Annotated in this window: 22 protein-coding genes; 17 read left to right on the forward strand and 5 right to left on the reverse strand. The window is 47.4% G+C overall.

Going from position 1 to position 23,043, the window contains the following annotated elements; genetic code table 11:
* The gene (locus SIC45_RS03155) at window positions 1–2,013 is read left to right on the forward strand and encodes a fructose-specific PTS transporter subunit EIIC (RefSeq protein ID WP_319631050.1); all 2,013 of its coding nucleotides are present in this window, start codon (window positions 1–3) and stop codon (window positions 2,011–2,013) included.
* 98 nt (window positions 2,014–2,111) lie between these two features.
* On the opposite strand, the gene SIC45_RS03160 is transcribed toward SIC45_RS03155, so the two are convergent.
* Together SIC45_RS03160 and SIC45_RS03165 are read right to left on the reverse strand one after the other, a co-directional pair.
* Window positions 2,112–3,329 carry an ISL3 family transposase gene (locus SIC45_RS03160; protein WP_319630690.1) on the reverse strand — a complete coding sequence of 406 codons (1,218 nt, stop codon included), beginning with the start codon at window positions 3,327–3,329 and terminating at the stop codon, window positions 2,112–2,114.
* A gap of 143 nt (window positions 3,330–3,472) precedes the next feature.
* Window positions 3,473–3,778, reverse strand: coding sequence for a PepSY domain-containing protein (locus SIC45_RS03165; protein ID WP_079475724.1), 306 nt, complete (start codon window positions 3,776–3,778; stop codon window positions 3,473–3,475).
* Between the two features lie 153 nt (window positions 3,779–3,931).
* Here SIC45_RS03165 and SIC45_RS03170 point away from each other — a divergent pair, with 153 nt between their 5' ends.
* From SIC45_RS03170 to ccpA, 14 genes are all read left to right on the forward strand, one after another.
* Window positions 3,932–5,005 carry a M42 family metallopeptidase gene (locus SIC45_RS03170; RefSeq protein ID WP_298785362.1) on the forward strand — a complete coding sequence of 358 codons (1,074 nt, stop codon included), beginning with the start codon at window positions 3,932–3,934 and terminating at the stop codon, window positions 5,003–5,005.
* Between the two features lie 2 nt (window positions 5,006–5,007).
* Complete coding sequence (locus SIC45_RS03175; RefSeq protein ID WP_319631051.1) at window positions 5,008–5,517, forward strand: DUF84 family protein; 510 nt, start codon at window positions 5,008–5,010, stop codon at window positions 5,515–5,517.
* 62 nt (window positions 5,518–5,579) lie between these two features.
* On the forward strand, window positions 5,580–6,590 hold the full coding sequence (locus tag SIC45_RS03180) for a PTS sugar transporter subunit IIC (RefSeq protein WP_319631052.1): 1,011 nt from the start codon (window positions 5,580–5,582) through the stop codon (window positions 6,588–6,590).
* A gap of 37 nt (window positions 6,591–6,627) precedes the next feature.
* Window positions 6,628–6,963, forward strand: a complete 336-nt coding sequence (locus SIC45_RS03185; RefSeq protein ID WP_298785365.1) for a thioredoxin family protein — start codon at window positions 6,628–6,630, stop codon at window positions 6,961–6,963.
* A 120-nt stretch (window positions 6,964–7,083) separates the two neighbouring features.
* Complete coding sequence (locus tag SIC45_RS03190; RefSeq protein WP_298785366.1) at window positions 7,084–7,884, forward strand: DUF1444 family protein; 801 nt, start codon at window positions 7,084–7,086, stop codon at window positions 7,882–7,884.
* A 63-nt stretch (window positions 7,885–7,947) separates the two neighbouring features.
* Window positions 7,948–8,586, forward strand: a complete 639-nt coding sequence (gene ytpR / locus SIC45_RS03195) for a YtpR family tRNA-binding protein (protein WP_319631053.1) — start codon at window positions 7,948–7,950, stop codon at window positions 8,584–8,586.
* Window positions 8,587–8,684: 98 nt separating this feature from the next.
* Window positions 8,685–11,282, forward strand: a complete 2,598-nt coding sequence (locus SIC45_RS03200; protein WP_319631054.1) for a DNA translocase FtsK — start codon at window positions 8,685–8,687, stop codon at window positions 11,280–11,282.
* Between the two features lie 106 nt (window positions 11,283–11,388).
* On the forward strand, window positions 11,389–12,489 hold the full coding sequence (locus SIC45_RS03205) for a nicotinate phosphoribosyltransferase (RefSeq protein WP_319631055.1): 1,101 nt from the start codon (window positions 11,389–11,391) through the stop codon (window positions 12,487–12,489).
* 25 nt (window positions 12,490–12,514) lie between these two features.
* Window positions 12,515–13,156, forward strand: a complete 642-nt coding sequence (locus tag SIC45_RS03210) for a hypothetical protein (protein ID WP_319631056.1) — start codon at window positions 12,515–12,517, stop codon at window positions 13,154–13,156.
* 180 nt (window positions 13,157–13,336) lie between these two features.
* The gene (gene murC, locus SIC45_RS03215) at window positions 13,337–14,647 is read left to right on the forward strand and encodes a UDP-N-acetylmuramate--L-alanine ligase (RefSeq protein ID WP_298785371.1); all 1,311 of its coding nucleotides are present in this window, start codon (window positions 13,337–13,339) and stop codon (window positions 14,645–14,647) included.
* A gap of 209 nt (window positions 14,648–14,856) precedes the next feature.
* Complete coding sequence (locus SIC45_RS03220) at window positions 14,857–15,270, forward strand: DUF948 domain-containing protein (RefSeq protein WP_022795220.1); 414 nt, start codon at window positions 14,857–14,859, stop codon at window positions 15,268–15,270.
* Between the two features lie 16 nt (window positions 15,271–15,286).
* Window positions 15,287–15,718, forward strand: coding sequence for a YtxH domain-containing protein (locus SIC45_RS03225; RefSeq protein ID WP_298785372.1), 432 nt, complete (start codon window positions 15,287–15,289; stop codon window positions 15,716–15,718).
* Window positions 15,719–15,923: 205 nt separating this feature from the next.
* Window positions 15,924–17,000 (forward strand): bifunctional 3-deoxy-7-phosphoheptulonate synthase/chorismate mutase, encoded by a 1,077-nt coding sequence (locus SIC45_RS03230; RefSeq protein ID WP_298785373.1) that lies wholly within the window; start codon window positions 15,924–15,926, stop codon window positions 16,998–17,000.
* 343 nt (window positions 17,001–17,343) lie between these two features.
* A complete protein-coding gene (ccpA, locus tag SIC45_RS03235; protein WP_022795223.1) occupies window positions 17,344–18,354 on the forward strand; it encodes a catabolite control protein A in 1,011 nt (336 codons plus the stop codon).
* A gap of 38 nt (window positions 18,355–18,392) precedes the next feature.
* Here ccpA and SIC45_RS03240 read toward each other — a convergent pair whose 3' ends face one another.
* The 3 genes from SIC45_RS03240 to SIC45_RS03250 are packed head-to-tail and all read right to left on the reverse strand — an operon-like array spanning window position 18,393 to window position 20,863.
* A complete protein-coding gene (locus tag SIC45_RS03240; protein ID WP_319632921.1) occupies window positions 18,393–19,559 on the reverse strand; it encodes an acetoin utilization protein AcuC in 1,167 nt (388 codons plus the stop codon).
* On the reverse strand, window positions 19,556–20,197 hold the full coding sequence (locus tag SIC45_RS03245; RefSeq protein WP_319632922.1) for an acetoin utilization AcuB family protein: 642 nt from the start codon (window positions 20,195–20,197) through the stop codon (window positions 19,556–19,558). Before SIC45_RS03245 ends, SIC45_RS03240 begins: the two co-directional genes overlap by 4 nt.
* 33 nt (window positions 20,198–20,230) lie before the next feature.
* Complete coding sequence (locus tag SIC45_RS03250) at window positions 20,231–20,863, reverse strand: GNAT family N-acetyltransferase (protein WP_298785375.1); 633 nt, start codon at window positions 20,861–20,863, stop codon at window positions 20,231–20,233.
* 173 nt (window positions 20,864–21,036) lie between these two features.
* Between SIC45_RS03250 and acsA the strand changes: the two genes are divergently transcribed.
* Both acsA and SIC45_RS03260 read left to right on the forward strand, forming a co-directional pair.
* Window positions 21,037–22,755, forward strand: a complete 1,719-nt coding sequence (gene acsA / locus SIC45_RS03255; protein WP_319631057.1) for an acetate--CoA ligase — start codon at window positions 21,037–21,039, stop codon at window positions 22,753–22,755.
* 114 nt (window positions 22,756–22,869) lie between these two features.
* Window positions 22,870–23,028 (forward strand): hypothetical protein, encoded by a 159-nt coding sequence (locus tag SIC45_RS03260; RefSeq protein ID WP_319631058.1) that lies wholly within the window; start codon window positions 22,870–22,872, stop codon window positions 23,026–23,028.
* Window positions 23,029–23,043: the final 15 nt, after the last annotated feature.

Consider the following 23,043-nt stretch of genomic DNA (forward strand, 5'->3'; position numbering starts at 1 on the left):
ATGAAAATTACAGATCTATTAAAAAGAGATACCGTGCTGCTTTCGCTGTCTTCGACAGACAAAGCCGGAGTGATTGATGAACTGGTAAACAAGCTTGACACTGCCGGCCGCTTAAATGACCGACAGGCTTTTAAGGAAGCGATTGAAAAAAGAGAATCAGAGAGCTCAACCGGTATCGGCGAAGGCATCGCCATTCCTCACGCAAAGACAGGCGCTGTAGATACACCGGCCATTGCATTCGGCCGTTCGCAGGAAGGCGCAGATTATGAATCACTGGACGGCCAGCCGGCACATCTGTTTTTCATGATTGCAGCGACAGAAGGAGCGAACGAAGCACATTTAACTACATTGTCCCGTTTATCTACGCTGCTGATGGATGAAAACTTCCGCCAGGATCTCTTGAATGCAGAATCCGAAGACGAGATCATGGCGGCTGTGGACGCAAAAGAACGAGACAAGCTTGGAAGCGATGAGGAAGAAGAGACAGAAGCTTCTTCAGCCCAGGCTGCCGGAGACAGCAGCACACCAAGAATTCTTGCAGTGACCGGCTGCCCGACGGGTATCGCACACACGTATATGGCAGCAGATGCGCTTAAGGATAAGGCAAAGGAGCTTGGTGTTTCCATTAAAGTGGAAACGAACGGCTCCGGTGGGGTTAAAAACCGCCTAACCTCTGAGGAAATTGCAAACGCGGAAGCAATTATCGTAGCCTCTGATACAAAAATTGAAATGGAACGCTTTGACGGCAAACCGCTTTTATCCACGAAGGTAACGGATGGAATCCGTAAACCGGAGCAGCTGATCAATCAGGCTGTGAACGGTGAATTTTCGAGATACCGGGGCTCTGGAAGAAGCTCTTCGTCGGATGACGAACCGGCTTCCACCGGCGGTGGAGGCGGAGCAAAAGCCGTTGGTAATGCTATTTACCGCCACCTGATGAACGGGGTTTCGAACATGCTGCCATTTGTTATCGGCGGCGGAATTCTTATCGCACTTTCTTTCTTCTGGGGGATTAACTCAGCAGATCCGGAAAATGAGCAGTTTAATGGATTTGCCCAGGCCCTGAATGCGATTGGCGGCCAATATGCGTTTGGATTATTTGTAGCAGTGCTTGCCGGCTTTATCGGTATGAGCATCGCAGACCGGCCTGGTTTTATGCCGGCAATGGTTGGCGGCTTCATGTCAACTCAGGGCATTCCGGGGGCTGAGAACGCCACAGCCGGTTTCCTTGGCGGTATTATTGCCGGTTTCCTCGGCGGGTATGTTGCTCTTGGTGTGAAGAAGGCTATGTCTGGACTTCCACAGGTACTTGATGGAATTAAAACGATTCTATTTTATCCAGTAATAAACATTTTGATCACCGGTCTTCTGATGTATTATGTGTTTATTACACCAGTTGCTTTCCTGAATACAGCTCTTCAGGACTGGATCACAGGCCTTGGTACAAGCAACCTGGTACTGCTTGGAATCCTGCTTGGCGGCATGATGGCAATCGATATGGGCGGACCGTTCAATAAAGCGGCCTTCACTGTCGGTGTAGCCTTAATCGGACAGGGTATTTATGCCCCGCACGCAGCTGTAATGGCTGGTGGAATGGTGCCTCCGCTTGGTATTGCGCTTGCGGTCACGTTCTTTAAGAACCGTTTTCCGAAAGAGCAGCGTTCGGCTGGGTATACAAACTATGCACTCGGGTCATTTTTCATTACAGAGGGTGCTATTCCATTTGCGGCATCGGATCCTCTCCGGGTGATTCCTTCCATCGTTACTGGCTCTGCAGTAGCAGGCGGTCTGGCCATGTTCTTTAACGTGGAACTGCTTGCCCCGCACGGAGGATTTCTCGTATTCTTCCTGAATGCTGTCCAGGGCGGAGGGGTTTTCCTATACTTCCTCGCGATTCTTATTGGATCACTCGTGACCATGGTTATGCTGGCGATTTTGAAGAAACCGCTGGAGCAGTCGAAAAACGAAGTACAGGATTACAAGGACTCCAAAGAGAAAAAAGAAGCATCGTAATTAATACAAAAGAGAGGCTGCTACCTACGCAGCCTCTCTTTTTGTTTCGATGGAAATAAAAAGCGGTTCTATGTCTAATGTTGGGGTGACCCCCTCCATTATCCGGCGAGCGACCATTTATATTGATGATGCAATAACACTTTGGCCCGCAGGCGGTCGTACCGCTGGAACCCGAAGGCGTTCCGTTTGATCACCTTGGTCTGGTTGTTCAGTCCTTCCACGGTGCCATTGTGATAATCGAACGTAAAACTGTTCAGGATTTCGGTCTGCCAGCGCCGGACGGTGGCGGCAGCCTGGGCCATGTCCGGGCACCCGCTCGCTTCCACCTGCCGGTAGAAGGCGTACAGATCATCCCGGATCGCGCCGGCCTGGCCGGTTGTCATCCGGCGCTTGCTCCGCTCAAACCAGGCCCGAAAGGCTTCTTTGAGTTCATATGCCGTCCGGAGCTCTTCCGACTCGGCCAGGTAATAGTCCCGGATCTTCACCTGTTGGGCGGTGAGGTCTTCGGCTTTTTTGGTAAACACGTGCTTCAGCCGTTTGCACCGCTTGCGGTGGTAGGACGACAGGGTGTGCTGCACGCGGCGCCGGACCCGTTCGAGAGCCCAGTACACGTGCCGGTGCACGTGAAACCGGTCCGCCACGATGATCGGACGGTTCAGGGCCCGCCGGGCCGCCTGGTGAAAGGGCGCACTCATATCCATCACGACCACCTCCACCTGGCCGCCTTTCTGCTGCAGGTACTGCTTCAGTGTCTCTTTCTTCCGGTCCGGCAAAATGTCGACCGGACGTCCGGTAGCCCCGTCCGCCACCAACAGCTGATACTTGCCGGCGCTCGTGTCGCCTTTGTACTCGTCGACGGCAATCACCCGTGGCAGCTGCTCCACGTGCGGGAGCGTCCGGGAAGCCAACTCGTCAAACCGGCGCAGCGCCGTCGTGACTGACGTGGAAAACTGGCGGGCTGTATCGGTGAAATTCTTGCCGGTGACCAGCCGGAGGCCGAGGGCCTGATTCCATTCCCGGCTGTGCCGCTGATACCGATCGACCAGTGGATTAGCTTCAGCAAATCGCTTCCCGCAGGGGCAGGCGTACCGCCGCCGACGATAATGAAGCACGGTTGGCCGTTCAAACCAGGCCGTATGCTGCACCCGCTGCCACCGGTAATCGTGGACCCGCCGGGTCCACGTGCCACAGGCTGGGCACCGGGACCGTTTCCGGGGCACCGCCACCTGAAGGTGCACCATTCCTTCCCGTTCGTCGGTGTGGAGGACCCTTACCCCTTGGAGGCCGGGGATCGTTATGTTACTATACATATGCACGCAACTCCTATCCTGCTTGGTTTTCGTCGACGCAAGTATAACGGATATCGGAGTCTGCGTGTTTTTTTGTGTCTGTACCCCAACAAATATTATAGAGCCTAAAAAGCCCCGGCCCTTTTTGAAGGGCCCGGGGCTATGTTGAATTAAGAGCTCAATTCTAAAATAGTACCAGTTTCAGCATCAACAATAAAGTCTAATTGACGGGTCTCTCCCTGATTGGTGCTTGAAAGGCCGCCGCGGTAAACTTTGTACTCCAGATCGTCTTTTTTATACGTTTCCGGCGTCATATGGATCCAGGAGCCGTTGACTGGAAGGTGATCCTGTACGTTTTCCTTTACTGTCTTCAGCGCCTTTTCCGGGGAAATTTCATCTTTCTTAGTGAACTGCTTAACCAAAATCCCCAAAGCAACACCAAGACCTACTCCAATAAGAATATTCTTTGTATTCATTATTATGTCCCTGCCTTTCCATTTCTTATTTACTCAGTATACCGCAAATAATGCGTATATCCAAATACATACCCGTTTTCAATAGTGGTAAAAACGTGACTCGTCCGATAAAATGAAAATTAGGCAGAGCCTGATAATTGAAAGGGGTATTTTATGAAGCAGCAAACACTCGATATGTTTAAGTATCTAACAGAGACACCGGCGGTGCCGGGATTTGAACATCAGATCCGTACATATATGAAAAAAGAGCTTGAACCGGTAAGTGATGAGATCGTGCAGGACCGGCTCGGTAGTTTGTTTGGAGTGAAGCGCAGTGGGCAGGAAGGGCCGAAGGTTATGGTAGCCGGCCATATGGATGAAGTTGGTTTTATGGTCAAATCCATTGATGAAAACGGAATGATCCGGTTCCAAACGCTTGGCGGCTGGTGGAGCCAGGTTCTGCTTGCGCAGCGTGTCCAGGTTTATACAGAGGAAGGAAGTGTGCCGGGGGTGATTGGATCCACACCACCGCACCTGCTTGAACCGGCGCAGCGTGAAAAGCCTATGCCGTTAAATCAAATGTTTATCGATATTGGAGCCGACAGTCGTGAGCATGCAGAGCAACTCGGCGTCCGTCCGGGAATGCCGGTGTCTCCGGTGTGCCCATTCACCCCGATGGCGGATGAGAAAAAAATTATGGCGAAGGCCTGGGATAATCGGTACGGAGTCGGGCTCGCACTCGAACTGATGAAGGAAGTTTATGATGAAAACCTTCCGAACACGCTCTATGCAGGTGCTACAGTGCAGGAGGAAGTAGGACTTCGCGGAGGACAGACAGCTGCCCAAATGATTCAGCCGGATATTTTTTATGCGTTGGACGCAAGTCCGGCGAACGATTCCACAGGAGGTAAGGATGCCTTCGGCCAGCTGGGCAAGGGAGCACTGCTGCGCATATTTGATCAGACGATGATTACTCACCGCGGTATGAGGGACTTTGTTCTCGATACAGCAGAAAGTAACAGCATTCCTTACCAGTACTTTATTTCCCAGGGAGGCACGGATGCCGGGCGGGTGCATATGGCCAATGAAGGTATTCCGTCTGCCGTTATCGGTGTCTGCTCCCGCTATATTCACACCTCTGCTTCACTGCTGCACGTGGATGATTACGCTGCAGCAAAAGAGCTGCTGACGAAGCTCGTGCGGACTACAGACCAGCAGGCCCTTGATATGATTCATAAAGGAGTCTGAAGTTGAAAAGGGCTATGGTGGGATCAGAAAATGCTGTAAAGGTGGCGGCTGTCCGCCAGGTGTTGAGCCCGGACTTTTCTGTGGCGGGCGTTTCCGCTGTTTCAGGAGTAAGTGACCAGCCATTTTCTGATCAGGAAACAAGAGAAGGTGCTGTGAACCGGGCAAGGTATGCACAAAAAAACGCTGATCTGGGCATAGGACTTGAAGGCGGCGTGCGGCCCGAAGGAAAGGATGTATATTTGTGCAGCTGGGGGGCACTTACGGATGGAAGTGGTGTATGGACAGCAGGCGGGGCCCGTATACTGCTTCCGGAACGTATTGCTGCTATGCTTCATGATGGAGTGGAATTGAAAACGGCAGTGGACTACTATACGCAGCTGGAAAATGTTCATCAAAATGACGGAGCTATCGGTATTTTAACGGCCGGGCAGGTAGACCGGACTGCCCTATTTCATCACATCGTCTCTCTGCTTTACGGACAGTGGATATATCAAACTGGGCGCCGGCTTTAGACGGCGCCTTTTCATTAAATTAAAATATGGTTACAATGGGAAAAAAGAAAAGGAGAGAGTGGATGCGTTCATTTTTTTTGAAAAAGGGTGTAAACTTAAGTGTAAAGACATATGGAATTACAGCGTTGAGTTATATGGCGCTTGGTTTGTTTGCGTCGTTAATTATCGGTTTAATCATTCAGACAATAGGCCAACAGCTCGGTCTTGCTTTTTTTGACAACATGGGTACGCTTGCGATTTCATTAATGGGGCCGGCGATTGGTGTAGCAGTGGCATATGGACTGCAGGCGCCGCCGCTGGTTGTTTTTTCTGCCGTAGCTACGGGGGCTGCCGGCGCGGAGCTCGGGGGCCCGGCAGGTGCTTTCATCGCAGCTCTCGTTTCAGTGGAGCTGGGTAAGCTGATATCTAAAGAGACACGTCTTGATATTATTGTAACGCCGCTTGTGACGATTATTGCCGGCTATGGAATAGCACAGCTTCTCGGCCCGGGCATTCAGGCATTTATGACAGGTTTTGGAGATTTAATTGTATGGGCCACAGAACGGCAGCCGCTTATTATGGGCATTTTAGTTGCCGGACTTATGGGGCTTGCCCTGACAGCTCCGATCTCAAGTGCCGCTATTGCCATCATCCTTGATCTGAACGGTATTGCCGCCGGGGCAGCGACTGTTGGATGTGCAGCACAGATGGTTGGTTTTGCAGCCAGCAGCTTTCGGGAAAATAAATTTTCGGGCCTGGCCGCTCTGGGTATTGGTACATCTATGCTTCAGGTTCCAAACGTTGTGAGGCGGCCGCTCATTCTGATTCCTCCGACGGTTGCCGGTATGGCCGTTGCCCCTTTTTCCACAATGGTCTTTATGATGGAAAATAATGCGGCAGGCGCCGGTATGGGAACGAGCGGCCTGGTTGGCCAGATTATGACCTTCCAGACGATGGGTTTTTCCTTTGAGGTACTTGGTGCAGTACTGCTTCTTCATGTCGTTGCTCCCGCATTGATCAGTCTCGGTTTGTCAGAGTGGATGCGCAAACGAAATTGGATTAGAATGGGGGATATGAAGATACGGGAGGAGTAACCTTTTCTGTATGGATTAATTTAAGGGAGGCAAAACAATGGAAAATTTAACTACACAGGAATCCTTCAATAAAGCTATTGATAACGGGAATACAGTGATTATGTTCTCAGCCGGATGGTGCCCGGACTGCACGTATATTGATCCGGCGATGCCGGAAATCGAACAGCAGTATGATCAGTTTAGCTTCTACAAAGCGGACCGTGACGAGCTTATGGATGTATGCATTGATTACGGAGTGATGGGCATACCTAGTTTTCTTGCTTTTCATAACGGAGAAGAGGTGCACCGTTTCGTAAGTAAGCAGCGGAAGACGCCGGAAGAAGTCCAGCATTTCCTGAATGAATCACTGGAAAAAGTCAACGCCGGTTCATAAAGATGAAAAAGACTGTCCCTAAAAATGGGACAGTCTTTTTTTGCCAGTAAGCACGAGTGTGGGAGTACACCTCTGCTCATGTTACGATAGAATTAAGAATGTTCAAGAGGAGCGATAAGAATGGAAGTACGAAAGCTACAGCGCATACTGCGGGAACGACTGAAAGACGACAATTCCCGTACGTTTAAATATGATGATGAACAAAGCTCACTGAGGGTCGAGCACAAGCAGCTGAAAACCGGAGTTGATCTGGATTTAAGCAAATGGGCAGCAAAATATGAACGTGAAGGAGAAAAGGCTGTGGAAGAGGTCGTGCATTATATAGATACCTCGTTTCGAGCCATGGAACGTGATGTTTCACTTTCCGGACAGGAGCAATATATTTATCCGGTAATACGTTCGACTTCTTTTCCAACCGAAACGAAGGACGGGAAGGAGCTCGTATGGGACGACCATACAGCGGAAACAAGAATTTTTTACGCCCTTGATATGGGAGAAGCATATTCCTTGATTGAACAGGAGACGCTCGAAGCCGAAAAGGTAGAAACGGAAAGCATCCGCCGGGCTGCCCGCAATAATGTGAAAAAGCTGGAAGTGCCGATGAAAAAGGATACGGTGGCCGGAAACACGTTTTATTTTATTAATACCAATGACGGCTATGACGCAAGCCGCATATTAAACGAAGCTTTACTGCAGAGTATAGCTGAAGATGTGCAGGGTGATATGGCAGTAGCAGTGCCTCATAACGACGTCTTTATTATTGCAGATATCACAAACGATAACGGATACGATGTGCTTGGACAGATGGCTTTCCGCTTTTTTAACGACGGCCGGGTGCCGATTACGGCTCTTCCGTTTATGTATGAAAACGGAGAATTCGAACCGATCTTTATTTTGGCTAGAAAACGCCCTAAAACCTGATTCGCGGGAGCGTTCAAGCTGTGATACAATAAAAGTTAAGTTAGCGAAAAGGAGCCTCAACGAATGAATATTTTTTATAATCCAAAAGGAATTGGGGATGTACTTCTCATCTCTTTAAAACCAATAAACTCAAAACAGCGTGAAACGGTAAGACATGGAGATGTGGCCGTGCTTACGCATTCTACAACCAAAGAAACAGCAGGCTACCATATTTTTAATGCCTCCTCCTACGGAGAAATTACAGGAACGGGCAGAATAGCAGCGGACTCAGGTCATATCCAGCTCGTTAATAACGCCCTGAAAGAAAACAATATAGACAGTTCGCTTGAAGTACCGACCCAGTCCGAATTTGTGGTGGGTTATGTAACGGAGAAAAAACAGCATCCGGATGCAGATAAATTGAGTGTCTGTCAGGTGGACACAGGAGCAGATACGCTTCAAATTGTCTGCGGGGCACCGAACGTGGATAAAGGACAAAAGGTAGCTGTAGCAGTACCAGGGGCAGTTATGCCCTCAGGGATGAAAATTAAAAAATCGAAGCTCCGTGGTGTGACTTCTACCGGCATGATCTGCTCTGTATCTGAGCTTGCCCTGCCGGAAAAGCAGACAGAAAAAGGTATCCTCGTTCTCGGTGATGCGTATGAGACAGGAGAGGACTTTTATAAGCAGTATCACGAACGCCCGGTTTCGGCCTCCGTGTAGTAAGTGAATGAAAAACCGCTAGTCGTGCTAGGGGTTTTTCTTGTGCAGGTACAAAAAGTAAACTTAAAAAGGTCCGGTAAGAAAAGGAGGGGTTGAAAATGCCGTCATCCTTTCAACAATGGATGAAAAGAATGCAGCATTTTCTTTTTAACGATGAAGAACAGCCAGAAGACAACAACCGTGAAAGTCGTGTAAAGCGCTCCGGAGAGGATCCGCCTCCATACATAGCGAGAATGACGTATCAGGAATCTGAGCCGGTGAAGATGTTTAATGTTTATCCCAAAAGCTATGAGGAAGCACAAAAACAAAAGGGCAGCGCGCGGGCTCCTGAGCGGCCGAGCGCAGCAAAGCTTTCGGGCACTCCTGCCGAACCGCACACCTCCTCCAGTTACAGCCATGGCGAAGCAGAACAGGAACGCAGTGGGAAAAGCTCTAAACGATCTGTTTCCAGAGAGGAAAAAAAGGCTGAACCAGAGAATTCCGGCTATTTCCGGGGGAAAAACTTTGAAGCAGGCAGTATCCCTTCCCCTATCTTTGGGTATCAGCAGGCCGAGCTGCATCCGGGTAATTTAAGAGATCCGGAGGCGGAAGAAAGAAAGGAAACATCCGTGCAGGAACAGATTCGGGAGGATATCGCTTTCCTGAATTCAATCCGTACGGGAGCGAGAAGACCTTCATCCGTAACGAAGCAGGTTGAGGAGAAAGAGGCCAGTCGAAAACGCCGGGCTCCTTCTATTCTGCAGGAAGACACCGACCGCTTTATGGAAATCAGCAGGGCGCAAAGAAGCGGGAAATGGGACACTGCAGAGAAAGACCAGCAAGCAGAGAACAGTACGCCGGAGGATGAACCTGAGTCAGAAGAAAAAAAGGATCCTGAACTGTTTCCTTCAGGTACTGCGTTTGAAATAGAACCGGAGGAAGCAGCTGATAAAGAGCCCGTCGAAGCAGAGGTTCCGGAAAAAGATCAGGAGTCTCAGGCGGTCTCTATTCCATGGGAAGAAGAAAAAACTCCAGATGCCATTGTAGAGGATGTGCAGGAAATAAGGCCGGCAGCAGTAGAAAATAGTCCGGGGCCAGCTCCGGAAAAAAACGAACTGCCCGCGGGCAGAAGCGAAACGAAAACAGAAGAACCAACAGCTGCTTCACCTTCGTCAGTGAAAGAAAGGCCGGCAGCAGCACCGGTGAAAAAACAAACCGGCAGCAAGCGGGCCTCTACGTCCACCCCGTTTAATGTCATGATGTATCCTAAGGACAAGCGTTCAGCCGGACAGCAGTCAAAGCAAAAGGGATACCGGCTTCCATCGCTTCAGCTGCTCAATATTCCTCCTAAAAAAGAGGACGAAGACCAGAGCGAACTTGAAGAACAGAGAGAACAGCTTGAAACCACACTGAAAAACTTCCATGTGGATGCAAAGGTTTCCCAGATTACAAAAGGGCCATCGGTTACAAGGTTTGAAGTTCAGCCTGCGCCGGGAGTAAAAGTAACAAAAGTGACTAATCTGACAGATGACATTAAAATGGCGCTCGCTGCGAAGGATTTAAGAATGGAAGCGCCTATCCCGGGAAAGAATGCTATTGGCATTGAAGTGCCCAATCCGACGTCCGCGCCGGTATTTTTACGGGAAATCCTCCGCCGGGACGTATTTAAAAATCATCAATCGCCGCTCTCAGTAGCCATGGGTCTCGACATTGGCGGCAATCCGGTCATCGCCGATCTGCAAAACATGCCGCACGGATTGATCGCAGGCGCTACCGGTTCAGGAAAGAGTGTGTGTATCAACTCTATTCTGCTGAGCCTGCTGTATAAATCTTCCCCGGAAGAATGTAAGTGGATGCTGATCGATCCTAAAATGGTGGAGCTTGCTTCGTACCGTGATGTTCCTCACCTTATTACACCGGTGATCAATGACGCCAAGGAAGCCACGGGAGCGTTGAAATGGGCGGTCCAGGAAATGGAAGACCGCTACGAACGCCTGGCCCGGGAGGGCGTGCGCGATATGAAAAAATACAATGAGCGCATGGAAAAACAGGGGCGGCCGGCTGATAAAATGCCTTACCTTGTCATTGTAATTGATGAATTGGCAGACCTGATGATGGTGTCGCCGCAGGATGTGGAGGATGCGATCTGCCGTATTGCCCAGAAAGCAAGGGCCTGCGGTATGCATCTGCTTGTGGCAACGCAGCGTCCATCAGTGGATGTCATCACAGGCCTTATTAAAGCAAACATTCCAACCAGAATAGCATTTTCTGTGTCCTCACAGGTCGACTCACGGACTATTCTGGACGGGGGAGGTGCTGAGCGTTTAATTGGCAAGGGTGACATGCTTTTCTATCCGAATGGGGCCTCCAAGCCAACACGTGTGCAGGGCACATTTGTGACAGATGAAGAAATAGACGCCGTGACAGATTATGTAAAAGAACAGAAAAAACCCGTTTATCAGTTCCAAAAAGAGGAGCTCCAAAAGCATCTGGAAAAAGAAGAACACCAGGATCCCCTCTATGATAACGCGTGTGAATTCGTCATTGATCAGAAGCAGGCTTCCGCCTCCCAGCTGCAGCGCCGGTTTTCTTTAGGATATAATCGCGCGGCCAAGCTGATTGATACGATGGAAAACCGTGGGATTGTATCAGAGGCGAGAGGAAGCAAGCCGCGTAATGTATTAGTCACCCGGCAGGAATGGGAAGAATCAGTATAGGCTTGCTTTCGTGTGGAAGGTTATATATGATAAATAGAATAAAAAGAAGCAGCCCGTGGAAAATCACGGGCTCTTATTCTGATACATAGGTTAAGGAGCAGCTGTTATGAAAGAAATTGAACTCAAACTGCAAGGAAAACAAAAACGATTAACAAACGAAACATTTAAATTTGATGAACGGGTAAAGGAAGGCTGGTTTTCCGCAGTATACTTCTTGAAGACCAAAAAAATTGCGGAGAAATATAAGCCGGAAGAACGTGTGCTGATGCAGTTTTTTCAAAAGGATCACGCCGTTTTGTGCGGAGCGGATGAAGCGGTGGCTTTAGTTAAAACCTTCTCTTCCAACCCGGAAGAACTTGTCATTTATGCCCTTGAAGACGGCAACAAAATTGAACCGTATGAAACAGTGATGACAGTGGAAGGAAAATACCAGGATTTCGGCTTTCTCGAAGGCCTGATCGACGGTATACTTGCGAGGCGTACGTCTGTGGCTACGAATGTGTTTAACGTTGTGAATGCAGCAAAAACCTCAGGAAGAAAAAAGCCTGTAATTTTTATGGGTGATCGGGATGATCACTTCACGCAGCAGGCAGGAGACGGTTACAGCGCTTTTATTGGCGGTTCCAAGGCCCAGGCAACTCATGCGATGAGCGAATGGTGGGGCAAAAAGGGAATGGGCACAATGCCACACGCCCTTCTCCAGCTTTTCGAGGGGGATATTATCCAGGCAACCCGCGCCTACAAAGAAACATTCCCTGAAGATGAACTCGTAGCACTGGTGGATTATAATAATGATGTTATTACCGATTCCCTGAAAGTGGCGAGAGAGTTCGGCAGCGAGCTTCAGACAGTGCGTCTCGATACATCGGGCAGTATGGTGGATCAATATTTCTGCCGGCATCCGGAAGTGCTTGGCTCCTTCAATCCCACCGGTGCCAACCCCGAATTGATTTTTGCCTTACGAAGAGTGTTGGACCAAGAAGGTTTTCAGCATGTTAAAATAATGGTAAGTGGTGGTTTCAACGCTGCCCGCATTGAGGAATATGAAGCTAAAGACGTTCCTGTTGATATTTATGGTATTGGCAGCAGCCTGTTAAAAATCCATATCGGTTTTACAGGTGATAATGTGTTGTTAAATGGACAACATGAAGCTAAAGCTGGGCGGAAATACCGTCCGAATAATCGAATGGAGCTCGTTGAATATTAATTTCCCTGGAAAGGAGTTCTTGGCCGTGCGTTCGGATATACAAAGGTATCGACAGCGCCGGCAGGCAGAAGCGGACCGGCGCCTCGAAGGCCTGCTCGCAGCATTTAAAGCCTGGAAAGATGAAAATACGAATCTGCGCGAAAAGGTGCGTGCCAAGCATCTTTTTGCGGAACAGACAGGACTTGCGGTGGAGCAGGTGGAAAAGAAACCGTGGGATATGCTGTTTGAGGAATGGTTTTCGTATGACTATGTAACTATTATCGGAACGCATTTATTTGATATGTTTTTAAAGCAGACGCTGTCTGCAAGAACCCGAATGGACCTCCAGCTCGGCGGTCTGCTTTTAACGGCCTCCTGGCTGCCAGTGGAATTGAATGAAAAAAACTACTGGGTTAGAGCAGTTGGGAAGCAGGAATTTTCAAACCGGCTGCAGCAGGACGCTGCTTTGGAGCCGGCGGCATCTGCTACCTGGCTTGTCCGGACAGCACGTGTAGGTTTTGAGGACACCCGCCTGGGACAGGCAGTACCGCTCCGTCCCGCTGGCGAAGGTTTTCAGGCACTGATGCTTGAGGCGGAAAAAGCTTACCAGAAGGAAGAGTACATTCGATGGCATAAAGAAAAAGGGGCTTCCTGGCTGCAGTTTGCGCTCCCGTCTGTTAGTTTTTAATCGTAAACGAAGACGGGAGTCAGCCTTTTCTGCCCAATTCAGGTCGTTCCATTGGAGGAACTAGAGGTTTTTGCTATAATAGGATAAGTATGTTTACATATGATACACACCATGAAAAACGATCTCTTTCACCTGTGCGTTTCGGCGGCAAGGTTTTTTGAAAGAACGGAGGAAGACAATATGTCTAATTATCATTTTATTGGAATTAAAGGATCCGGCATGAGTGCTCTTGCTCAGATTCTGCACGATATGAACCACACTGTACAGGGCTCGGATGTTGAAAAAACATTTTTTACCCAGCAGCCTCTTGAAAAGAAAAATATCTCTATTCTTCCTTTTCAGGCTGATAATATCCAGGAAGGGCAGACAGTAGTGGCTTCAGCAGCTTATGGTGATACCCACGAAGAAGTGAAAAAGGCAAAGCAGTCAGGGCTGGAGGTTCATTCATACCCTCAGTTTTTAGGAGAATTTCTTCAGAATTTTACGTCGATAGCAGTGGCAGGCTCTCACGGCAAAACGACGACCACCGGTCTGTTAGCCCATGTGCTCGAGGCGTACAAGCCAACCTCATACTTAATTGGTGATGGCACAGGAAAGGGTATGGAAAACAGCCGCTTTTTTACGTTTGAGGCCTGTGAATACCGCCGTCATTTTTTGAATTATGTTCCTGATTACGCCATCATGACAAATATCGATTTTGATCATCCAGACTATTTTTCTGATGTAGACGATGTCGTGCAGGCGTTTAATGAAATGGCTCAAAAAGTAAAAAAAGGTATCGTAGCCTGTGGGGATGACGAACATCTTCAAAAGCTGCACGCCTCCGTACCAATTGTTTACTATGGCATTGAAGGAAAACATGATTTTAACGCAGAAAACATATCAGTAGACGAAAACGGCACCAGCTTCGATGTTCAAATACGCGGAGACCGTTTTGGCCGTTTTACGATTCCAGGCTATGGCAATCATCATATTTTAAACGCGCTCGCCGTTATTGCTATCTGTCACTATGAAGAGGTACCGGCTTCTATCATCCGTGAACAGCTGGCCTCTTTTAGCGGAGTAAAACGCCGGTTTACAGAAAAAATTTCCGGTTCGCAGGTATTGATTGATGATTATGCCCATCATCCTACGGAGATCCGGGCTACCATTGAGTCAGCGAAACAAAAGTATCCGAGCCGGCCGGTAGCAGCTGTTTTTCAGCCGCATACGTTTTCAAGAACAAAGGCGTTTCTTGATGATTTTGCAGACAGCCTGCAGATGGCCGATTATGTTTACCTTTGCGATATTTTCGGATCAGCCAGGGAACAGGATGGAAGCCTGAGTATCGATGATTTAAAACAACGTATTCCTGGAGCAAAAATAATCCAGGAAGATGGTGTCCAGGTGCTTGAAACGCACAATGATGCTGTACTTTTATTTATGGGAGCCGGAGACATTCAAAAGTTTCAGAGAGCCTATGAAGCTCACCTTGAATCCTCCAAACAATAAAATTAAAAGAACGGGAAGCGAAAGCTTTCCGTTCTTTTGATGTTAATATCAAAGAAGATTTGAACAGTCATCAAATTGATTGTTTTTTCATCCAGAATGCATACTTTTTATGGGAAAAGGGAACAGAGGAACAGAAAGGTCCTCTATGAAGAATGGAGTTTCAAACCAAACAAATAGTGGTAAAATGGCGACAGGAGGTGTATGGTAATATGGCTATTTTAGGGTACATAAGCGCGCTAATCGCAGCGATCGCTTTTGCCGTTCTAATTATTTTCCTCGTGAAAACGCTGAAAACAGCGACTACGATGATGGAGCGCGTAGGTAATACCATGGAACAAGTAGAGCAGCAGGTACAGGGCATTACCAGAGAATCAGAGGCTATGCTTAATCGTTCTAATACTATTATGGAAGATGTGCAGACCAAAACAGAGAGTATTAATGGTTTTGTAGGATCGCTGCAAAATGTTGGGGAATCGGTGGATAACGTTAACCACTCATTCCGTCGTGTAGCAGATTCCGTTTCCAATTATTCTTCAAAACAATCAGAGCAGGTCACCCAGGTAATTCAGTGGGGGAATGCCTTTATTGATTTGTATGCCCGCTGGAAAAAACGGACAAAATAAAAGGGGACGATAAAGAATGGCTTCGTACAACACAAAAGACTTTATTATTGGCACGATTATAGGAAGTATTGTAGGAGCGTCTACAGCACTGCTCCTCACTCCAAAGTCCGGACAGGAATGGCGCCAGGATCTTTCTGAAGGCACCCAGTCAGTAAAGCAGAAATCAAGCGGTCTAACCTCTGAAGCTTACGAAAAAGGCAGTGAATGGGCAAATCGCGCTAAAGATAAGTCCAGCGAATTGGCTAAAAATGTTTCTGCACAGTCTTCTCATTTATATGAGCGGGTGAAAGGAAGCCCGGGCGAAGACGAAGAAAAGTCTGCGGAAGAGCTGGCAAAAGAACTTAATGAACGTATTGATGAAAGTGAAGAAGAAGCAGCAGAAGATGTAAAAAAAGAAGTACGCGATCTGCATAAAGATTCGACGGAAAACAACAGCAATAATACGTAAAATTTAAGGCCGCTGTGTCAGACGCAGCGGTTTTTAATATGTTTTTCCGGTGGAATATAGATGGAAAGCTTATTTTAAAGGCAAAAATACTTTAACACTTAAAAGCGTTTAAGAAATAAAGAAAAAAGGGCTGACAGAACAGAATTCTTCGTTTATAATGGGGCGTAATCGAAAAGATAAGTAATTGACTGAAGGAGTGGAGAGCATGAGTAACGAACAGTTAGATGCCTTGAGAGAACAATTGGATGACGTGAACGTACAGCTGCTGGAACTGATCAATGAACGTGGGCGGCTTGTCCGGGAAATCGGGGACGTAAAAAGCAAGTCCGGACAGAAACGATTCGACCCGGTACGTGAGCGTCATATGCTTGACCATATCGCAGAACATAATGAAGGGCCTTTCTACACTTCTACGGTTCAGCATATTTTCAAACAAATCTTCCAGGCCGGTCTTGAGCTTCAGGAAGACGATAATCGAAAAGAATTGCTCGTCTCCCGGAAGAAAAAGCCTGAAGATACAATTGTTGACCTGAAAGGTGAAAAAATTGGAGACGGTTCTCAGCGTCTTGTTGCAGGACCTTGTTCCGTTGAAAGCTACGAACAGGTGTATGAAGTGGCTAAATTCATGAAAAGCCAGGGCATTCGCCTTCTGCGTGGCGGTGCATTCAAGCCGAGAACTTCCCCGTATGATTTCCAGGGACTTGGCAAAGAGGGCCTCGAAATTCTTCGCCGTGTAGCTGATGAGCTGGACATGGTTGTAATCAGCGAAATTGTAAGCCCGCAGGATGTAGAAATGTCACTGGACTACCTCGACGTTATTCAGGTCGGTGCAAGAAACTCGCAAAACTTCGAACTATTAAAAGAAGTAGGTGGCGTAGACAAGCCTGTATTAATGAAACGCGGCATGTCCTCGACGATCGATGAATTGATTAAGGGTGCCGAATACATCCTGGCTAAAGGCAATGAAAATATTATTCTCTGTGAACGCGGCATCCGTACGTACGAAAAAGCAACGAGAAACACTCTCGATATTTCTGCAGTGCCAATTCTGAAAAAAGAAACACACCTTCCGGTAATGGTGGATGTGACACACTCTACGGGCAGAAGAGATCTGCTTGAGCCAACAGCGCGTGCAGCATTTGCTATTGGTGCAGATGCAGTTATGGCTGAAGTACACCCTGATCCTGCTGTCGCTCTTTCTGATTCCGCCCAGCAAATGGATCTTGCTCAATTTGAATCCTTCCTGGATTCTTTACGGGCTTCCGGATTATACAAATCATAATGCAGCACAGGAAAGCACAGGGCGTCGTCCTGTGCTTTTTCTATGGTGAGCCTTAATAATTAATTTAAATTAATTGACAGCGTTTTCTTGAAAATAAGTATGAAAACATAGTAAAATGAAAACAATTGAAAACAAGTCAAATCAAGAATGAAGACGTTTTGGATTTAATATGGTATGATTGGAAAATCTGTGATTGTGAAGAAAAGAACAAACATGTATAAATTATGCGGAATAGAAAGTTATGAAAAGTTTTCATAAATGAATTGCAGAGGCGATAACCATTATTATATGATAGCATCATCTGTTGAGAAGTGGATGAAAGGGACTTGAAGGAGGATTACTAGTGAATACAACAATTTATGATGTAGCAAGAGAGGCCGGCGTTTCAATGGCGACCGTCTCGCGTGTGGTGAATGGCAATCCCAACGTGAAGCCGGCCACAAGAAAAAAAGTGCTGGACGCTATTGAAGGGCTCGGTTATCGTCCGAACGCCGTAGCTCGCGGTCTTGCAAGTAAAAAAACAACGACCGTTGGTGTGATTATTCCCGATATATCGAGTATTTTCTTTGCTGAGCTGGCCCGGGGGATCGAAGATATCGCGATGATGTATAAATACAATATCATCCTGAGTAACTCCGACCAGAATAAGGACCGGGAAATTAATTTAATTAACACTCTGCTTGAAAAACAGGTGGACGGCATTGTATTTATGGGCGGTGAAATTACCGAGGAGCACGTAGAACAATTTAAGCACTCCCCGGTCCCAATTGTACTGGCTGCGACAGTTGATGAAAATAAGGAAGTTCCTTCAGTGAATATTGATTATGCAGATGCTGCTTTTGACGCAGTGGAAGAACTAATCGAGGGTGGCCACCAAAGAATTGGTATGGTTTCGGGCTCTCTTGAAGACCCGGTAAACGGGTATAAAAAATTCAGCGGCTATAAAGAGGCCCTGAATAAAAACAATATTACTTTTGAAGAAGAACTGGTAACAGTAGGAGATTATTCATATGATTCCGGGCTGAGGGCTGCTCAGTCCCTGATGAAGCTCGAAAATCCTCCAACTGCGATTTTTGCTTCCACAGACGAAATGGCTCTCGGTGTTATTCACGGTCTGCAGGATGACGGTTTCGTCGTACCGGATCAGGTGAACGTCATCGGCTTTGACAATACACGCCTTGCGACGATGGTAAGGCCGACATTAACGACTGTAGTACAGCCAATGTATGATATTGGGGCAGTTTCCATGCGCCTCCTGACGAAGTTTATGAACAAAGAGGAAGTAGATGAAAGTACTGTAGTTCTTCCGCACCGCCTGGAATACAGACAATCAACGACTATCCCGGAAAAGTAAGGGAAGCAGCTTTTAGCTGCTTCCCTTACTTATTATTCTCATGGCCGTTTTTCATTTCTAATATGAAAAAGGGCTTTTTCTAATGAACGGATATTTTTTTCTTCAATTTCCGGCCGTCTTGGAATCGGAGCATACATGTGCTCCGGGTCCTGCCATTTGGTGGGAAGCTCGATAGGCGCACTTGCTCCCCAACGGCTCCGCCATTCTTCTGGACAGTTTTGTTCGTATAATTGAGTCTGCTCACTCATTTCAAGCCATACGGCCGCCCAGGCTCTTGGTACGACTCTCCACATGTCATAGCCACCGCCGCCGACAGCAATCCATCTGCCTTCGCAGTATTCATGGGCTACTTGGTGAGCGATAGCAGGAATGGCTTTGTACGATTCAATGCTTAAAGAGAGGTGCGTGAGTGGATCGAAATAGTGGGCGTCTGCCCCGTTAAGTGTAAAAATGACGTCGGGTTTGAAAAACTCGGCTGCTTCCCGCAATGCTGTTTCATAGCAATGCAGAAAAGAGTCGTCCTCTGTAAAGGCGTCAACTGGTATATTGATGGAAGTGCCGTAGCCTTGGCCGGCACCTTTCTCACCAACGCTGCCGGTTCCAGGAAACAGGTATCTTCCTGTTTCATGAATCGACAGTGTGCAAACATCCGGTTCCTCATAAAAAGAAAACTGGACGCCATCCCCGTGATGGGCATCAGTATCAACATATAAAACGCGTGCTCCGAAGTGTTTACGTGCGTATTCAATAGCGATGGCACTGTCGTTATATACACAAAAACCGGAAGCCTTTCCCTGGAAGCCATGGTGCAGGCCTCCGCCAAGATGAAAAGCATGGGATGCTTTTCCTGAGAGTACTGTTTCAACAGCCTGAAGAGTGCCGCCGACAAGCGTGGCAGAAGCTTCGTGCATATGGTCAAAAATAGGCGTGTCTTCGGTGCCGAGCCCGTAGTTATTTGCAACGCCGATACTCAGTTCACCTTTTCCGGCTGCTTTGACGGCCTCCACATAATGCTGGTCGTGTACAAGCATTATTTCTTCATCTGTTGCCATCCGTGATGGGATAAGCTGACTATCACTTATTGCCCCCATTTCAAGCAGCAGGTCAAAGGTGATTTGCTGACGGAGTGGACTGAAAGGGTGATCGTCATTAAATTTGTACTGCGGCATATCCGGGGAATAAACGAGAGCGTGATTCATTGTCATGACCCCGGCTCCGGCATTTTTGGCCATTGTACTGTGTATCCCTTTTCTTCAATGGCTGCAATCAGCCTGCGGGGGTCCATTGTCTGCACCCGGAAGCTGAGCACCTGCTTGTCCATTTCCTTGTGTGGAAAAAGCAGGACACTGATAACGTTTGTGCCTTTTTCTTTAAAAATCAATGATAACTCTGCCAGCTGCCCGGATAAATTAGGGACAACAACATCTATCTGGGAGGATGGCTGATTGGCCCCTGTCATTTTTACCAACGTATGCAGAACGTTGGTTTCAGTTAATATACCGACCAGTTTATCATCTGAGGAAACGACAGGGAGCGCACTGATATCGTTCTCGTATAACACTACTGCAGCATCAGCCATTAGATCATATGACATAATTGTGACGACAGGAGTAGTCATAATTGTAGAAACGGGCTGGTCCAATTCTTTTTTATCATCCCCGGACTGAAAAATGGAAGGACTGGCATCACGGATATCCCGGTCAGCTACAATACCGATGACATAACGGCTTTCGTCGATTACAGGTATATGCCGGATGCGGTGTTTTTCCAAAAGCTCTAAAGCCGTGCGTATGAGCGTGGTTCGTTCAATTGTTATGACGTCTTTAACCATAATTTCTTCCACGAACAAGCAAACATTCCTCCTCTGTGCAGGCGGTTAAAACATAAATTTATTAGTAAAACGTACATTATCAAATTGTTGAATATCGTTATCTGGTACACGGGAGCCGATCCTTACCATTAAACAATTGGCGGGGTGAGAGCAAATTTCAGGATCATCCGTAGCCATCCATTCGAGCCCGCCGGCATTCATCATTTTTTCCATGAGTTTTCTATATTCCCAAACGGTTAAGCCGCTTGATTTAAGATCCCAGTGCCAGTAGTATTCTGTGGTGATAATAATATAGTCTTCCATGGCGTCATCGAGCACAGAAAACTCTAACAGGCGTTTGCCAATTTTAGCTCCCCTGTACTCTTTGGCTATTTCGATGGCCCCAAGCTCCAAAAGACTGTCCAGACGGGCTTCTGACCAGCGTTCCAAAGGGTCCGGATAGACAAATGTGACATATCCGACGATTGTTTTACCATCAGCTACAATATTAATTCGCCCTTCAGGAAGATCAGCAATGCCAATCAATGCTTTTTTTTGTTCTTCATGGGAACGAAACGCTGTAAGGCCTGGATGAAAGTCATAATCGTGAAGTGTTTTACCGGAAACAGGGCCTTCCATGAGCAAGGTGTGGTTGTTCCATGCGATTTCCCTGGAATAATAGGTCTTTTTGTGAATCATGTACACCATCCTTCATCCACCTATGGTACTGCTTACAATATTATCATATCAGAAAATTACTTCAGATTGGTGGAAGAAATGAGAATATTAAGAAATGAAAGAATTGAACAATATATGAACTTATATTATAATGAATCTGTGCAAATTAAGATCGACAGAAGGGAATGTTTCAGATGAAAGTGCAAACGCTTCCACCAATTGACGGAAATTACAACCTACAAGACTACGAAGAAGCAAAACAAAATTTTGACTGGTCGGAAATTGAAAAACAATTCTCTTGGCACGAAACAGGAAAGGTAAACATGGCATATGAAGCGATTGACCGCCATGCGGAGAATCCTGATAAGCAAAACCAGGTAGCACTGCATTATTTAGATGGAAGCCGCAAAGAGGAGTATACATTTGCGGATATGAAAAAATACACGAACAAAGCAGCAAATGTAATGAAGGAAGCAGGTATTGAGAAAGGGGACCGCGTCTTCATTTTTATGTCCCGCTCTCCGGAGCTTTACTTTGCTCTTCTCGGCGCGATTAAAGTGGGCGCTATTGTTGGTCCATTATTTGAAGCATTTATGGAAGGGGCTGTCCGGGACCGTCTTGAAGACAGTGAAGCAAAAGCGCTCGTAACAACTCCTCAGTTAGTAGAACGGGTGCCGTTTGATGACCTTCCAAATCTGGAAACGGTATTCATTCACGGAGGCGTGGATGACGAAAAAGGCGGATTCTTGGATTTTGATGCAAGGCTGCAGCAGGCAGGCAGCGATTTTGAACCGGAGTGGGTGGACCGTGAAGACGGACTGATCCTGCACTATACTTCAGGTTCCACTGGAAAGCCAAAGGGCGTTTATCATGTACACAACGCCATGATTCAGCACTATCAGACAGCAAAATGGGTACTGGATTTGAAGGACGGAGATGTATACTGGTGTACAGCTGACCCCGGCTGGGTAACTGGCACATCCTACGGCATATTCGGCCCATGGCTTGCCGGCGTGACAAACGTAGTGCGTGGCGGACGGTTCAGTGCACAGGACTGGTATGATACTTTGGACCGGTACAATGTATCCGTATGGTACAGTGCACCGACGGCTTTCCGTATGCTTATGAGCGCTGGAGACGAGCTTGTGAAAGAATATGATCTTTCTTCGCTGCGACACATTTTGAGTGTCGGGGAGCCGCTGAATCCGGAAGTTGTACGCTGGGGTGAAAAAGCATTTAACCTCCGCATTCATGACACATGGTGGATGACAGAGACAGGTGCAATGATGATATGCAACTATCCGGCAATGACCATTAAAGCCGGTTCTATGGGCAAACCAATTCCAGGAGTTTACGGAGCAATTGTCGATGATCAGGGAAATGAGCTTCCGCCTAATAGAATGGGTAACCTGGCTATCAAGCCAACCTGGCCGGCAATGATGAGGGCTATTTGGAACAGAAAAGAGAAGTTTGACAGCTACTTTGAATTGAATGGCTGGTATGTATCCGGGGACTCTGCCTATATGGATGAAGATGGCTACTTCTGGTTCCAGGGGCGCGTAGATGATGTTATTATGACGGCTGGTGAAAGAGTGGGTCCATTTGAAGTAGAAAGCAAATTGGTTGAACACCCGGCAGTAGGTGAGGCAGGGGTTATCGGCAAGCCCGACCCGGTACGTGGGGAAATCATCAAAGCATTTGTAGCCCTGCGGGAAGGATATGAAGCTTCAGACGAGCTGAAAGAAGAGATTCAAAACTTCGTGAAAAAAGAGCTTGCTGGTCACGTCGCGCCAAAAGAAATTGAATTCCGTAAATCACTTCCGAAAACAAGAAGTGGTAAGATTATGCGCCGCGTCCTGAAAGCCTGGGAGCTTGATCTGCCTACTGGTGATCTTTCTACTATGGAAGACTAGATTGTAAAATGTAAGAAAGCCTCCGTACTTATTATTATGTACGGAGGCTTCTTTATTTCTGATGGCCCTTCAGGTATGATATACAGAAAGAATAGAAGGGGAGGCGAGACGATCTTGGTTGCTTTAATTATCGGTATTATTATTTTATTGGAAAGTTTCTTTTTAATATTTAAAGGAAGTAAAGAGAAGCGCCGTTTCCTGCGGACGGCAGGAATGGTTTCGGTGCCTGTTGCAATATTGCTGGTCTGGATTGGACTGGCCCAGATGGCTTAATTCTTAATTTCGATA

Origin of the sequence: Marinococcus sp. PL1-022 (assembly GCF_033845285.1) — a bacterium.
Lineage (GTDB): Bacteria > Bacillota > Bacilli > Bacillales > Marinococcaceae > Marinococcus.